The organism is Candidatus Saccharimonadales bacterium (assembly GCA_035758565.1).
Lineage (GTDB): Bacteria > Patescibacteriota > Saccharimonadia > Saccharimonadales > UBA10212 > DASTXL01.
This window is the reverse complement of record DASTXL010000001.1, coordinates 184,401-199,029: the sequence shown is the minus strand read 5'-3', so window position 1 is coordinate 199,029 and position 14,629 is coordinate 184,401. Positions and strand designations below refer to the sequence as shown.

9 protein-coding genes are annotated in these 14,629 nt (G+C 50.6%); all 9 read right to left on the bottom strand.

Annotated features, from left to right (window positions below; all coding sequences use genetic code 11):
* Positions 1 to 10: 10 nt before the first annotated feature.
* Entirely contained in the window at positions 11 to 952 is a 942-nt protein-coding gene (locus VFT49_01060; GenBank protein ID HEU5004660.1) for an acyltransferase domain-containing protein, read from the bottom strand.
* 136 nt (positions 953 to 1,088) lie between these two features.
* Positions 1,089 to 2,216, bottom strand: a complete 1,128-nt coding sequence (locus tag VFT49_01055) for a glycosyltransferase family 4 protein (GenBank protein ID HEU5004659.1) — start codon at positions 2,214 to 2,216, stop codon at positions 1,089 to 1,091.
* Entirely contained in the window at positions 2,213 to 3,733 is a 1,521-nt protein-coding gene (locus VFT49_01050) for a hypothetical protein (protein ID HEU5004658.1), read from the bottom strand. Before VFT49_01050 ends, VFT49_01055 begins: the two co-directional genes overlap by 4 nt.
* 69 nt (positions 3,734 to 3,802) lie before the next feature.
* Entirely contained in the window at positions 3,803 to 5,893 is a 2,091-nt protein-coding gene (gene fusA, locus VFT49_01045) for an elongation factor G (GenBank protein HEU5004657.1), read from the bottom strand.
* A gap of 11 nt (positions 5,894 to 5,904) precedes the next feature.
* Positions 5,905 to 6,183: a hypothetical protein gene (locus VFT49_01040; GenBank protein ID HEU5004656.1), complete on the bottom strand. Its 279-nt coding sequence runs from the start codon at positions 6,181 to 6,183 to the stop codon at positions 5,905 to 5,907.
* Between the two features lie 3 nt (positions 6,184 to 6,186).
* Positions 6,187 to 6,666 (bottom strand): 30S ribosomal protein S7, encoded by a 480-nt coding sequence (gene rpsG / locus VFT49_01035; protein ID HEU5004655.1) that lies wholly within the window; start codon positions 6,664 to 6,666, stop codon positions 6,187 to 6,189.
* Between the two features lie 141 nt (positions 6,667 to 6,807).
* Entirely contained in the window at positions 6,808 to 7,221 is a 414-nt protein-coding gene (gene rpsL, locus VFT49_01030; protein HEU5004654.1) for a 30S ribosomal protein S12, read from the bottom strand.
* Positions 7,222 to 7,242: 21 nt separating this feature from the next.
* Positions 7,243 to 11,085, bottom strand: a complete 3,843-nt coding sequence (rpoC, locus tag VFT49_01025) for a DNA-directed RNA polymerase subunit beta' (protein HEU5004653.1) — start codon at positions 11,083 to 11,085, stop codon at positions 7,243 to 7,245.
* 1 nt (position 11,086) lies between these two features.
* Entirely contained in the window at positions 11,087 to 14,626 is a 3,540-nt protein-coding gene (locus tag VFT49_01020; protein ID HEU5004652.1) for a DNA-directed RNA polymerase subunit beta, read from the bottom strand.
* Between the last annotated feature and the right edge of the window lie 3 nt (positions 14,627 to 14,629).

Genomic DNA, 14,629 nt, shown 5'->3' with positions numbered 1-14,629 from the left:
AAAGCTCTGCTTATAGGTAGTCAAAAAGATGCCCGGTTTGGATTTCGTGATCTGGACTTAGATCTTGGGCTAAGCCGGACGTAATTTTGCGGCTTTTCGGACTGATTTCTACAAACCTGCGCACGCCAGAGGCAAGCAGAGCCAGACCGCCTTTGGTCCAGTTAACCTGTTGAGCGATGCCGCCCAGGTCTTCGCGTATGCTTTCCGCATCATTCGTTATCTCGCCATCGATGTTCCTAACGAAGCCCGCCTGCGGATCAGACACCTCCGGTACCGCCAGATCAGCGCGATATCTGTCTTCGGCCTCTTGAAAAAAAGGCGTATGCACCGGGCCCTGGCTCCAATCCCTGAAAATTGTCGCTCTTGAGCCTAGACTCTTTATCATTTTTCGAGCCTGGACAATGTTGGGCACTCGTCCGGATATCATTGTCTGCACCGGTGAATTGAGGTTAGCCATATAAACGCCGCAAGCTTTACAAATTTCGGCCAACTTCTCTAGCGATAGATCGGTTACCGCCACCGTGCCTGGGTTGTTATGAGCAGCTTCAGCCATATGTTCGCCCCGCCTCTGCATTAACTTAGCACCTTCGTGCACGGCTATCACGCCCGCCAACCCGGCGGCAACCATTGCCGAGGCGCTGTGCCCCCGATAATATTCCGCTTTAACGCCTTTCTTAAAAAGTACCCGTCCGCCAGCATATCCGGCTGCATAGAGTACAACCTGGGCGATGCTTGGGGTAACCAGCTTACCTTCGGCCATTTCGCGGGCAGCCGCTTCTACGTCTATACCTGTGGCTTGTTGGACCTCCTCGAACACCTCTTGGACAACTTCGTTGGCCTCACTCCCGACTACATTGGGGTCAGACAGGTCACGGACGAGTTCATAAAAAGGAGCACCTTGACCAGGGATTTCTATCGAGGCCTTTTCGCTAGCTCCACATTCGATACTCATTTGGGCCTGATTTTAACGATTTTCACTCTGTTGTCAACGAATTATCGCCTGCTCGAAGAAAGAGTTGTGGCTAATTCTGTACGATAAACCTCTTATATTGCTCTAATATTCTTGCGCACTGGTCAACTTAAGAGACCTAAGGAATAACGGTGTAATCCGTAAAAGGATTGCGGCTAATTTTTTTAACAAAGCTGCGCAGCGCATTAGTTTCTGATCGGCGCCGCTTATCTATATCAATCGCTTTTTCATAGGCTTCAATATAGCTTCTGGTCATTGCTTGGTAGTTAAATAACATTCTGGCGCGATGCGCAATATAATCCCTATCCATCGCGAAGCATTCGTCTAGGCGATTATAGCCCTCGATCAAATCTTCAACTAAGATTCCTGTTCGGCCGTCTTCGATAAGCTCGGCCATTGAGCCGCGAGCAATAGCTAGTGTTGGCGTACCGCAGTAGGCGGCCTCAACCACTGTCAAACCAAAAGGCTCCCTGAAACCTGTGGGGTGCAAGTTGCATTTTGCCTTGCTGAGAACTTCTACGACTTCCTTAGGCCCGAGCTCGCCTAAGTATTCAACGAGAGGGTGTTTGATGTACGGCTTAATTTCAGATTCAAAATAGTCGTTGCCAAGATAGTCTATTTTTCCACCCAGCTTGATCTTGATGCCGTAATGGATAGCCAGTTGTATAGCCAGATGAGGATTCTTTTCGCGGTCAAACCGGCCGACAAAACAGACATAATTTTGCGGCTTTTTAACTATCGGAAAATCTTTAGGATCCTCGCCGTTGTAGGCAACACCAAGATAACTAAGTTGCGGCAAAACAGTTTGCTGGTTTTTTGATATCGAAACATAATTCATGTTTTTGCGTTTTGGCGATAACAAGTCTTCTATATCGTCAAAAAGTATCGGGCCGTGCAAGGTGGTAACGTTCGGAAAATCTTGAAACTTGCGGATGTCAAAACCATGCGAGTGTATCACGTCGACATTGGGCAACGTTTGCCTAATTAGCCTATCGGTTCGTCTACTAATCTTGGCTATTTCTTTATTAAATTTAGCAAGTCCGGACTTGGTGCGCGGGAAAAAAATTGATTTTTCGACTGTGGGTATCAGCTCACACTCAACCTTAGAGTCGCCTGGACCAATCAAAATAGGCTCGTGGCCAGCCTCTAAAAGACCGTTTATAAGATTAAAAATAACTCTTTCGGTGCCACCGTATTTCTTTGGCGGAACAGATACGTACGGTTGGGCGATAATGGCAACTCTCATCTTGTTAATCCGCCTTTTAGCTCGTAAGGATATGACGGGTAGCGAGCGTTAAGCTCCTTTTTGGATTTCAGTAAGTTCACGTGAGGAATTGACTTTAGAATTTGACTCTCGAGCTTCTTCTGCCATTCACTGGCGGCATCAGGTCTGGGCATTTTGTCTCTGGCCAGAATGCCTAGAGCGGCAGAAACCGTCCAGGCCTGGATTCTTTCTGGGCGATTCTGGGCCTCGACCAAAATAATCTCGCCGTGGTGGCTAGAAACTAAGCCAGTGCCCAGCACCCGGCCTTGCCTGTCGACGTACACAAACTCCGGGTAGGAGCGCGAAGCGTGAGTTATGTTTAGGATGCGGTTGAATAGTTCGTTCGCTAATCTGGGAAAACCGTGCAGCCGTAGCCCATTAGCTATGTCGTAAGTTTCTTTGGGCCAGCTAACAAATGAGCCGTGGTAATCCCAGTGGTGTACCAAATTCGCTTCACTGAGTGAGCGGCTGCGGATACCGGCATCGGTCAAAAAATCCGAGCTCATAATGTGCATGATAATCGCGCCTACATATTTTTGACGATCCGTCTCTTCCATATCTAAAAAGAAACGACTATTAAGCATTTCGGCAGGATTCGCGGTGCTAACCTTAAGCACACGGCGTCTACTACGGGCCGAGTGGTCAAATCCCAGGGCAAAATACTGCTCTTTTTCCATCCAGAGCAGCTTTACGGTGTTTTTTTGCAGACGAGCGGCTACTGGCTTTAACTTTGACCAAGATGGCAAAAGCTCCGCCGTTAATACCAGTGCGTCGTAAGCCAGGGCCTGGACTTCTATAGAAGCAATGGGCTTTTCGTGGTTGGCATGACGGCCGTTGGCGTGCATGTAAAACTCGTCAGAATCTTTCCAGGCCTGGTTTTTAATCCCGTGAGGATTTATGCGGACGTATTCTAATAATCCGCACTTTGACTCACTAAGCTTATCAAGCATCCATTGAACGGCTCTGTCGAGGACTTCTAAAACCGATACTAGCTCACCGCTTCTGAGCTTGACACGCTCAAGCAAAATGCCGGGCCCGTATTTTTGGACGTATCTTATTAACAATCTAATGAATAGCGGCGTGGAGTCGATCGAGCCGTAGTAAGCCATAACAGTACTCGAGCCGCCCCATTCCTGGCTTAGGCGGTCAAAAATCTGCAACGATACTTGGTCAATGGGTTTACCGTCAATAGTGGTGGTTCGGTATTCGTGGATGATTTTGCCAGGCTCTTCTTCGTTGGCGCTGTGGCGGTTTTCGCCCTGCAGGCTGGCAATCGTCAGTATTATGTTCTTGACCAACTTTGGCTTGGTATATAACAAGTCTTCGGCCACCTCCAAAGAGTCACGGCCGAAGACGGCATCTTTGAATAAAGTATCCGAACTAGCGTAAACGCCCAGGCCGCTTTTAGATGTAACCGAACGAAGCGCTTGCTCTGGAAGCAAACGTTTAGGAGAAGCCTCGCTGACTTTTTTCTTAATCACACCACCTATCCTTGGCATTATTTTATCATCCAAGCTATAGGAGAAGCGAGCAGTGATTTATTTCGCAGAGGTCAGGCTTTTGAAAACTTAAGCCGATTTGCCGGATTTGGCAATGATGTCTTGAGTGACGTTGCCAGGAACATCGGCATAGTGGTCGAGCTCCATGCTGGAGCTAGCCCGGCCCTGGGTCATAGATCGAAGGTTGGTGGTGTAGCCAAACATTTCGCCAAGCGGCACAAAAGCAGTGATTTGCTTAATGCCGTTTTGGAGATCATCCATAGATTCAACTCGGCCGCGCTTAGCGTTTAGATCGCCAATTACGTCGCCCATGAATTCTTCTGGAGTCACGACTACGACTTTCATGATTGGCTCCATCAGCACTGGAGCGGCTTTTTTAACGCCTTCCTGCAAGGCCATCGAGCCAGCGATCTTGAAGGCCATTTCGGAAGAGTCAACTTCGTGATAGCTGCCGTCGTAAAGCTCGGCTTTAATGTCTACAACCGGGTAGCCGGCGATAACACCGTTGCTCATAGCTTCTTCTATACCAGCGCGAACGGCTGGAACGTATTCGCTAGGCACAACGCCACCCTTGATAGAATCGATAAATTCAAAGCCCTTGCCGGCTTCGTTTTGAGAAAGGCGAATCCAAACGTGGCCGTACTGACCGCGGCCACCAGACTGGCGGACGAACTTACCCTCTTGCTCAACGTTGTCTTTACGAATGGTTTCACGGTAAGCGACCTGCGGCTGGCCAATGTTGGCCTCCACGGTGAATTCGCGCTTCATGCGGTCGACGATGATTTCTAGGTGAAGCTCACCCATGCCAGAGATGATGGTCTGACCGGTTTCGTGATCAACGCGGACACGGAAGGTTGGGTCTTCTTCGGCCAGGCGCTGCAAAGCTAGGCTCATTTTTTCTTGGTCAGCTTTGGTCTTGGGCTCGATAGCGATAGAAACCGGTGGTTCTGGGAAGGTGATGCTTTCTAAGATAATCGGGCTATTTTGGTCACAAAGCGTGTTGCCGGTAGTAGTGCCTTTAAGGCCTACAATGGCGGCAATGTCGCCGGCCTCAACCTCAGTAACATCTTCACGCTTGTCGGCGTGCATACGCACGATACGTCCGACGCGCTCTTTCTCGCCAGTCGAGCTATTCAAGATGTAGCTGCCGGCCTGAACCTTACCGGAATAAACGCGGAAGAAGGCCAGCTTACCAACAAAAGGGTCGGTAGCGATCTTGAAGGCCAGTGCGGCGAAGGGTTCGGCTGAATCTGGTTTGCGCTCAATTTCGTCGCCAGTCTTAGGGTTAGTGCCCCAAACAGAGCCGATATCCAAAGGATTGGGCAAGAAATCAGTAATGGCATCAAGCAGTTTTTCTACGATTACGCCACGGCCGTCGCCGCCGGTTACAGCAAAGAAATTACCAGTTAACACGGCTTTTCGGATAGCCAGGCGAATATCGTCTTCTGATAGACCATCTTCGCCGACTTCAAAGTACTTTTCGAGCAGGGCTTCGTCTTCGGCAACAGCGTTTTCGATCAAAAGTGAACGGTATTTCTTGGCTTGGTCAAGCATGTCGGCCGGCACTTCACCTTCGATCAGCTCGTGATCGGTAAATTCTTTATAGGTGTAGGCCTTCATTGTAATCAGATCGACTACGCCGTTGACCGACTGCTCAAAACCAATTGGCAGGTGAATAGGAAAAGCGCGCTTGTTTAAGCGATTGTGGATTGATTCCAAAGACTTATAGAAATCACCGCCAGTTTGGTTGATCTTGTTAATAAAACAGATGCGTGGCACGTGATATTTGTCGGCTTGGCGCCAAACGGTTTCACTTTGGCTCTCTACACCCATTTTGCCGTCAAACACGGTCACAGCACCGTCTAGAACGCGTAAGCTGCGTTCTACTTCAACGGTGAAGTCGATGTGGCCTGGGGTGTCGATAATGTTAATAGCGTGGCCTTTCCAGGTGCAGCTAACAGCGGCGGCAGTAATAGTAATGCCGCGCTCTTTTTCTTGAGCCATCCAGTCGGTAGTGGTCTCACCCTCGTGCACAGCGCCAATCTTATGCTTCAAACCGGTACGGTAAAGAATGCCTTCGGTGGTGGTGGTTTTACCAGCGTCGATGTGAGCGATAATTCCGATATTTCTGAGTTTTTCTAAATCTAATTTCCCTGCCATTATTTATTCCTTTAATGTTCAATCTTTAACTCGTGACCTAGTTCAGCATCCATGAACCCATTTTCCGCGATGAAAGTATCTACGACGGGTTCCAGATCGTCTTCTTTATGCACAAAAAGCAAGAACGACGGATCATACTGCTCATTGGGTGGAGACTCGTAATCCTCCATTGCTGTTATCTCAAAAACAGTGAATTCACCGGAGCTATGTGCTTGATCTACTAACTCTCGCGCCTCATCAGAGCCAGCGCGGGCAAACCGTGACTCTGGAAATTTTTTTAGTGGAGGCATTAGTTAACCTCTGGCGAAATGAGCGAAGGCACGGTTGGCCTCGGCCATGCGGTGAGTATCTTCCTTCTTCTTGACTGCAGCGCCACCGTTGTTATAGGCGTCAACCAGTTCAAGAGCAATGCGGTCTTCCATGCTCATGCCTGAGCGGGCACGAGCAGCTTGCACGAACCACATGATTGCTAGGTGTTGCTGACGCTGACCCTTAACTTCAAATGGGATTTGGTAGTTAGCGCCACCAACACGGCGCGAGCGAGTCTCAAGATGCGGGCGAATATTAGAGAATGCCTGCTCGAAAACCTCCAAAGGATTTTGGACCTTTAGGCGGTCAGCGGCTTTTTGCATGCCACCGTAAACTAGGCGCTCAGCAACCTGTTTTTTGCCGTCCAGCATAACGCGGTTGATGAGTTTAGCAACGAGCGTGCTGTTGTATAGACGATCAGGAGCGGCTTCGCGGACCAGGGCTTTGGTAGTCTTCCTAGGCATGATAGCTCTCCAATTTAAGGTTCGCTAGTTTGAGCACAGCGCAAGGAAGCACCGAAGCACGCAAGCGAGCTGTACCAGAAACGTACTGCGAGTGCGTACTGGAGGTGCTGACGCAGCGTTGTGCCAAAATTGCGGACCGCACTATTTGCTCTCTTTCTTGGCGCCATACTTAGAGCGGCCTTGTTTGCGGTTAGCTACGCCCTGAAGGTCGAGCGAACCACGGACAATATGGTAACGCACACCAGGAAGGTCCTTTACGCGGCCACCACGAACTAGAACAACAGCATGCTCCTGCAAGTTGTGGCCTTCGCCGCCAATATAGGCCCAGACTTCGTGGCCGTTGGTCAGGCGCACGCGAGCAACCTTACGAAGCGCGGAGTTAGGTTTTTTTGGAGTTTTGGTCGTCACGCGGATACAAACGCCGCGCTTGAATGGACCAGCTTTCTCATAGCTTTTGGTCTTTAGGTTATTGGTCACGCGAAGCAGGGCTGGCGACTTAGATTTGTCGCTGGCACTTTTGCGTGGTTTTCTTACAAGTTGGTTAACTGTAGGCATCAGTACTCGATTCTAGCAAATTTACTCCTTAGAAGCAACAGTTTGCTCCTGTGGCGCGTAAACCGCCTCCTCCTCTTCGTCTTCTACGTCCTTTATAGCACCGGTTCCAACCGGGATCTTACGACCTAAGATAACGTTTTCTTTTAGACCATACAGGTGATCAACGCGGCCAGATGTGGCGGCGGCAATCAGTACGCGGGTAGTATCCTGGAAGCTTGCGGCGCTTAGGAACGAATCCGTAGACAAGCTAGCTTTGGTAATACCAAGCAACAACTGGATGTACTTAGCGGTGTTCTTACCTTCGGCGGATAGTTGTCCGTTGACTTCTTCTACTGCTAACTTGCTGACTACGTCGCCGGTGATGAACTCGCTGTCGCCGGAATCTTCTATTTGAACACGGCTAAACATCTGGCGGACGATTACCTCTAGGTGCTTGTCAGAGATATTCTGACCCTGACTGGCAAAGATGTAGAGGATTTCGTTCATGATGTAGCGCTGAGTAGCTTCTACGCCCTGCAAACGCATTAGTTCGTGTAGGTTAATAGAACCGTTGGTCAAACGCTGACCGGCTACGACTTCGTCGCCGTCTTTGACCTGCAACTGCTTAAAGCCAGGAATTTCGTAACGCACAACGCTTTTGGCTGTCGGAGTGATGGTGATAGCGGTTTCGCCAACCTTCACCTTACCGGCCATGGCGGCAGTAATGGGCTCTGAGTTGTCTTCTTGAGCGGCTACAACGTCGCCGATAGCAACTTCGTCGCCGTCACTTACCTTAGCAACGCGGCCGTTAAGCGGCAGTTTGAGGGCTTTTTGCTCTTTGGCAGTAACTTGAACGATATATTGGTCACCCTCTTCCCAAGCGCTGACAGAGCCAGCAATGTCGGTCAGATATGCCTGACCCTTAGGAGTGCGGACTTCCAAAATTTCTTCAACGCGGGTCAAACCCTGAGTCACATCGTCTCCGGCAGTTACAGCACCGGCACGGTGCTTAGAGTCCAAAGACAACTGCGTACCTGGTTCGCCAATAGACTGAGCGGCAATAACACCGATCGGGTAGTTAGGTGCGACCAACTGGCCAGTAGCCAGATCGATACCATAACTCTTTTGGCCAACGCCGCGAGCACTGGTGCAAGAAAGAACGCTCATGATCCGAACAGTGTCGATAGATTCATCTTCTTCGATGCCCTTAGCAATCTCGGCAGTAATTAGTCCGCCCTTCTTAACGTGGCCTTTGATGGTCTCGGCAGCAAAGCGGCCCTCTAAACGAAATCCGAAGTTTACGCCGATGAAAGCAGCGTCTTCACGATGCATAGGCAGGCCCGGGTCTGGCGCATCGAAGTCAGCTGTAAAGACATCTTGAGCAACGTCAACCAAACGGCGAGTTAAGTATCCTGAGTCAGCTGTACGCAAGGCGATATCGATCAAAGATTTACGGGTACCACGAGTGGCTGTAAAGTACTCTAGCGGTGTTAGGCCGTATTTATAGTTAGAGCGAACCGGAAGCTCAATGGCGCGACCGGTAGCGTCGGCAAACATACCGAGCATACCAACGGACATTTTCATCTGAGAGATGTTGCCGCGGGCGCCAGAAGCAACGGCGATAGACATGGTGTTGTCTTCGCCAGAGAACTGTTCGGCTAAAACTTTCTGTACGTTTTCGTCAACTTCGGTCCAGGTATCGACAGTCAAGCGGTAGCGCTCATCGTCGGTAATGAAACCGGCCGTGTACTGATCAGAAATCTCGGCGGCACGCTTTTCGCCTTCGTTAACGATACGCTCCAAATCTTTAAGGTCGGAGAAGTCGTCCATGCCCATAGATAGACCAGAGAACGTAGCGTATTTAAAGCCAAGGTCCTTAAGGTCGTCGGCAATCTCGGCAGTCTTTTCCTGGCCGTATAGTTGGTAGGTTAAAGCCAGAACTTTGTCGAGTTTTTTGCTCGTCATGGCTTCGTTTTGGAACGGAAAATCCTCTGGGAAAATCTCGTTGAACAGCAAGCGGCCTAGTGTGGTGTTTCGAACTTCACCCCTAAAAGGCACGCTAACGCGGGTTTGCAGGCTGGCTTTGCCAAGGTCAAGAGACATCAAAGCCTCGTCTAGATTAGCGAACGGCTTAAAGTCGTTATTTTCGGAGCCGGGACGCTCGTAAGTTAAGTAGTAACAACCCAAGACCATATCTTGTTCGACGTCCAAAATCGGAGTGCCGTCGGCCGGCTTAAGCAGGTTCTTGTTGGCAGCCATGATGTCACGAGCTTCGGCCTGAGCGGCGTCGGATAGCGGAAGGTGCACAGCCATTTGGTCACCGTCGAAGTCGGCGTTAAAGCCGCGACAAACGAGCGGGTGCAGCTGGATAGCTTTGCCTTCGATCAAAACGGGCTGGAATGCCTGGATAGATAAGCGGTGAAGGCTTGGAGCGCGGTTCAATAGAACGTATTTGCCCTTAATGACTTCGTCTAAGGCGTCCCAAACGGCAGATTCGTTCATTTCGATCATGCGGGTAGCGCTGCGGATGTTGTGGGCCAGTTCTTGCTCGATCAAGCGACCAATGACGAATGGCTTGAAGAGCTCAAGAGCCATAGTTTTTGGCAAACCACACTGGTACATCTTGAGTTCTGGACCGGCAACGATAACTGAGCGGCCAGAGTAGTCAACGCGCTTACCAAGCAGGTTCTGGCGGAAGCGGCCCTGCTTGCCTTTGAGCATATCGGATAAGGACTTCAGGCGGCGGCGTTGGCCAGTGGCGGCCACGGCACGGCCGGAGCGAGCGCTGTTGTTGTCGATCAGCGCGTCGACAGCCTCTTGAAGCATGCGCTGCTCGTTGCGGCGAATAACTTCCGGAGCATTTAATTCCATTAGCTTCTTAAGACGGTTGTTGCGGTTGATGACACGGCGATAAAGATCGTTTAGGTCGCTGGTGGCAAAACGGCCGCCGGTCAGCTGTACCATTGGGCGAAGATCCGGAGGAATAACCGGAAGAACGCTGACACACATACTGGATGGCTTGATGCCGGCACGCTGCATGCTTTCGAGCAGGCGCAGGCGCTTCATGATCTTCTTCTTACGCTGGCCTTTAGCCTCTTCGGCTTCGACAGTTAACTCACCAATCAGCTGATCAAGATCAACTTCGTCGAGGAGTTCTTTAAGAGCAGCGCCACCCATACCAACCTCGATCAAGGCCTGAAGTTCGTCTGGCAAGTTGCGGTAATCGCCCTCAGAGAGCAAGCGAAGCTTTTCTAGCGAGTCGACTTGAGTGCGGAAAGTTTCGGAGTCCTTAGCCAAGTCTTCTAGCTCTTTAGTGCGAGCTTCGGCCAGAGCACGAACATCGGCGCCCTCAGCTTCGGCTTCTTTTTCGTAGCGAGCGTTGATGGCTTGTTCGGCAGCGCTAAACTCTGCCTCGCGGTCGGCGCGGATCTGGTCGCGTTTTTCGGTATCTACGCTCTTAATGATGTAGCTGGCAAAATAAGCGACACGCTCCAGGTTCTTGACGGTCATGCCAAGCAGCAAACCAATGGCGCTTGGCGTACCGCGCAGAAACCAGATGTGGGCAACCGGCGTAGCCAGCTGAATGTGGCCCATGCGTTCGCGGCGGACGATACTGCGAGTAACTAGCTCGCCGTTTTTGTCGACGGCGGCTTCGCGGGAACGAACACCTTTATATTTAGCGTCGTGCGGGTTAATGTCTTTAACTGGGCCGAAAATCCGTTCACAAAACAGGCCATCGCGCTCCGGTTTTTGGGTGCGATAGTTAATAGTTTCCGGTTTGGTGACTTCGCCGTAACTCCATTCCAGAATGTCTTCTGGACTGGCAATAGCTAGGCGCACGGCGTCAAAGTCGGCAATGTTGGTTCCTTGTGAATATTGGCGCATTTTAAGCCTCCTCCCCTTCTATGGCATTTGTAATTTCTAATTCCTCCGAGCCTACGGTTGGAATACTTTCGGCTTCATCGTCCATGAGCATGATTTCGTGCTCAACAGCTTCTTCTGTGACTTCGGCGTCGTGAACAGTAGTCGGCTCAGACTCCGTAGATGGAGCGTTTTTGGACTCATCTTTGATGTGTTCGGCCAAAACTTCTTCGGCGTCGACAACTTTGCCCTCGGTCAGAAGGTCTACCTTAAGGCCAAGGCCTTGCAATTCCTTGACAAGCACGTTGAAGCTTTCTGGAACCTTTGGACCCTGGATTTCGGTGCCCTTAATGATGGATTCGTAAGCCTTAGCGCGGCCGTAAACGTCGTCGGACTTAATAGTCAGCATTTCTTGAAGAGTATTGGCGGCGCCGTAAGCTTCGAGTGCCCAGACTTCCATTTCGCCGAAGCGCTGGCCACCGTTTTGCGCCTTACCACCGAGTGGCTGCTGAGTAACCATGGTGTATGGACCAGTCGAGCGGGCGTGAATCTTATCGGAAACCATATGGTTTAGCTTAATTATGTACATGCTTCCGACAGTCGTGCGCTCGGCGAATGGTTCGCCGGTGCGGCCGTCGTAAAGTTGCTGTTTTCCGTCTTGCGGCAAGCCAGCTTCTTTTAATAGATCCTGAATTTTTTCTATAGGAACACCGTTAAATGGCGGTGTAGCAACCTTAAAGCCTAAGGCGCGGGCGGCCATGCCAAGGTGCGTCTCGAACAGCTGGCCGATGTTCATGCGGCTTGGAACGCCCAGTGGGTTCAAAACGATATCGATTGGAGTGCCGTCTTCGGTAAATGGCATGTCTTCGACCGGCAAAATGCGGGCAATGACGCCCTTGTTGCCGTGGCGGCCACCAAGCTTGTCGCCAACACTAATCTTGCGCATTTGGGCAACAAACACCTGAATTTGCATAATCACACCGGCTTTTAGCTCGTGACCGTTGGCGCGGCTAAATACCTTGACGCCAACGACTTTGCCGTGACGGCCGGTGCTCATGCGCTGAGAGGTATCGCGGACTTCTTTGGCTTTTTCGCCGAAGATGGCACGCAGTAAGCGCTCTTCGCTAGAAAGTTCTTGCTCGCCTTTTGGCGTAATTTTACCAACCAAGATGTCGCCGGGGTGAACTTCGGCACCAATGCGCACAATTCCGTCTTCGTCTAGGTGGCGCAGTGATTCTTCGGATACATTTGGAATATCGCGTGTAACAATTTCTGGGCCAAGCTTGGTCTCGCGAACTTCGGTCATGTAGTCAACAATGTGAACTGACGTTAACGTATCGTCCTGGACTAAGCGGCGGCTTAAAATGATAGCGTCTTCGAAGTTGTAGCCGCCCCATGGCATGAAAGCAGTCAAAAGGTCTTTACCAAGAGCTAATTCGCCGCCTTCGATACTCATGCCTTCAACCAGCGGTTGGCCGGCTTTAACCTTATCACCGCTGTTGACTACGACAGTTTGATTGATAGAGCTGCCTTCGTTAGAGCGGGCAAAGTGAACAGGTTCATACTTAGCGCTGCGACCGCTCTTATACTTAACGACGACTTCGTCGGCAGTAGCTTTTGATACTTCGCCGTCTTCTTCGGCAACGATCAGCTGGCCAGTGTTGTGGGCAACAATCGACTCCATACCAGTACCAACAATTGGCGATTGCGGCTTGATCAGCGGTACGGCTTGACGCTGTTGGTTAGAGCCCATCAGCGAACGAAGCACGTAGTTCTTTTCGATAAACGGAATCAAACCGGCGCTTGAGCCGATAGTTTGAGCAAGGCTGGAGTCCATGTGGGTAACTTCGTCGGCTTCGACTTCACCTGGCTCCAAGCGGTTACGGACGCTGACGCGGGCTTCTGTGAAGTAGCCTTTGTCGTCTATTTCTACACCAGCACCAGCGATGACAGCCTGTTCTTCTTCGGCGGCATCAAGATAAACCACTTTGTCGGTAACTTTAGCTTTAACCGGCCAAGTAGCGACCGATTTAACTGTAGCCAGTTTTTTAGCGGCGGCGTCGGTAATTACGGCGCCAGCTTTAACAATAACTTTGCCTTTTTCGTCAACCAGATCAGCGCGGGCGATATGACCGGCAGCTTCCTTAGGGGTTACTGCGTTGATTACCTTACGGTAAGGTGTCTCAACAAAGCCGTATTCGTTAATGCGGGCAAAACCGGCCAGGTTAAGTACCAAACCAATGTTGGCACCTTCCGGGGTTTCTACCGGACAAATGCGGCCATAGTGGGTAGCGTGAGCGTCACGAACTTCGAAACCGGCGCGCTCGCGGCTAAGACCGCCAGGACCCATTGAGGAAAGACGGCGCTTGTGAGCCAGTTCGGAAAGTGGGTTGATTTGATCCATGAACTGCGAAAGCTGGGAGGAGGCGAAGAATTCGCGCACAGCCGCCACAACCGGGCGGGCGTTGATCAATTGAGCCGGAGTTACGGTCTCGATTTCGCTCATACTCATGCGGTCTTTGGCGTTGCGCTCCATGCGCAGCAGTCCAATGCGGAATTGGCGTTGAACCAGCTCGCCGACTAATTTGACGCGGCGATTGGCCAGTGAGTCGATTTCGTCAGCCGGCTCTTGAGTATTGTTCAAGCGAATAAGCTCAGCAACGATGGCAATGAGATCCTCAATGCGCATAACCCGATTGTCGGTAGTATTTGGAACGTCCAGATCCAGGCGCTTGTTGATCTTGTAGCGGCCAACGCGACCAAAGTCAAAGCGCTTGAAGTTGTAGAACATGTTTTCTAGCAAGCTACGGGCATTATCGACAGTAGCTAGATCGCCTGGGCGCAAGCGGCGGTAAACCTCAATCAAAGCTTCGCTTTGAGAGCGGGCTGGGTCTTTATCTAATGTAGCCTGAATATGATTAACCGAGCCTTGGTCAACGTGGGCAAAGGCTTCTTTAATCTGAGTTTCGTCCATGCCAAGAGCCTTAAGCAAGGTAGTAACGGCAATTTTGCGCTTACGGTCGATCTTTACATAAAGAGCGCCGTTAGCGGCCGTTTCAAATTCTAGCCAAGCACCGCGAACTGGAATGACTTTGGCGCCGTACAGACTGGTACCACCATGCGGTTCGGCAGTAAAGAAGACACCGCTTGAGCGGATCAGCTGAGATACTACTACGCGCTCAGCTCCGTTAATTACAAAAGTACCGCGGGATGTCATCCACGGATAGTCACCAAGATAAATCTCTTGTTCTTTTACTTCGCCAGTAACTTTATTGGTCAGTTCGACGTTAGCCTTCAAAGGCGCCTCAAAACTGACGTTATTCTCACGGGCCTCAGTCTCGGTAATCTTTGGATCCTCAAAGTGATAATCCTTGAACTTAATGCTGAGTTTTCCGCCGGTGTAATCGTCAATCGGGCTGATTTCGGCTAGCAACTCACCAAGGCCCTCTTCTACGAACCACTGGAACGATTTGTTCTGGTGGTCGACCAGGTTTGGTGGGTTGATAATGTCGTCTGATTTTGTAAAGTACGTGCGTTTTGCAGTTGTTGCCACTAATTTTGCCATGCG

Excerpts from the sequence above, each read along its gene's own strand:
- VFT49_01050 (HEU5004658.1), bottom strand. The coding sequence starts at position 3,733 with ATGCCAAGGATAGGTGGTGTGATTAAGAAAAAAGTCAGCGAGGCTTCT.
- rpoC (HEU5004653.1), bottom strand. The coding sequence starts at position 11,085 with ATGCGCCAATATTCACAAGGAACCAACATTGCCGACTTTGACGCCGTG.
- VFT49_01055 (HEU5004659.1), bottom strand. The coding sequence starts at position 2,216 with ATGAGAGTTGCCATTATCGCCCAACCGTACGTATCTGTTCCGCCAAAG.
- fusA (HEU5004657.1), bottom strand. The coding sequence starts at position 5,893 with ATGGCAGGGAAATTAGATTTAGAAAAACTCAGAAATATCGGAATTATC.
- rpsL (HEU5004654.1), bottom strand. The coding sequence starts at position 7,221 with ATGCCTACAGTTAACCAACTTGTAAGAAAACCACGCAAAAGTGCCAGC.
- VFT49_01020 (HEU5004652.1), bottom strand. The coding sequence starts at position 14,626 with ATGGCAAAATTAGTGGCAACAACTGCAAAACGCACGTACTTTACAAAA.
- VFT49_01060 (HEU5004660.1), bottom strand. The coding sequence starts at position 952 with ATGAGTATCGAATGTGGAGCTAGCGAAAAGGCCTCGATAGAAATCCCT.
- rpsG (HEU5004655.1), bottom strand. The coding sequence starts at position 6,666 with ATGCCTAGGAAGACTACCAAAGCCCTGGTCCGCGAAGCCGCTCCTGAT.
- VFT49_01040 (HEU5004656.1), bottom strand. The coding sequence starts at position 6,183 with ATGCCTCCACTAAAAAAATTTCCAGAGTCACGGTTTGCCCGCGCTGGC.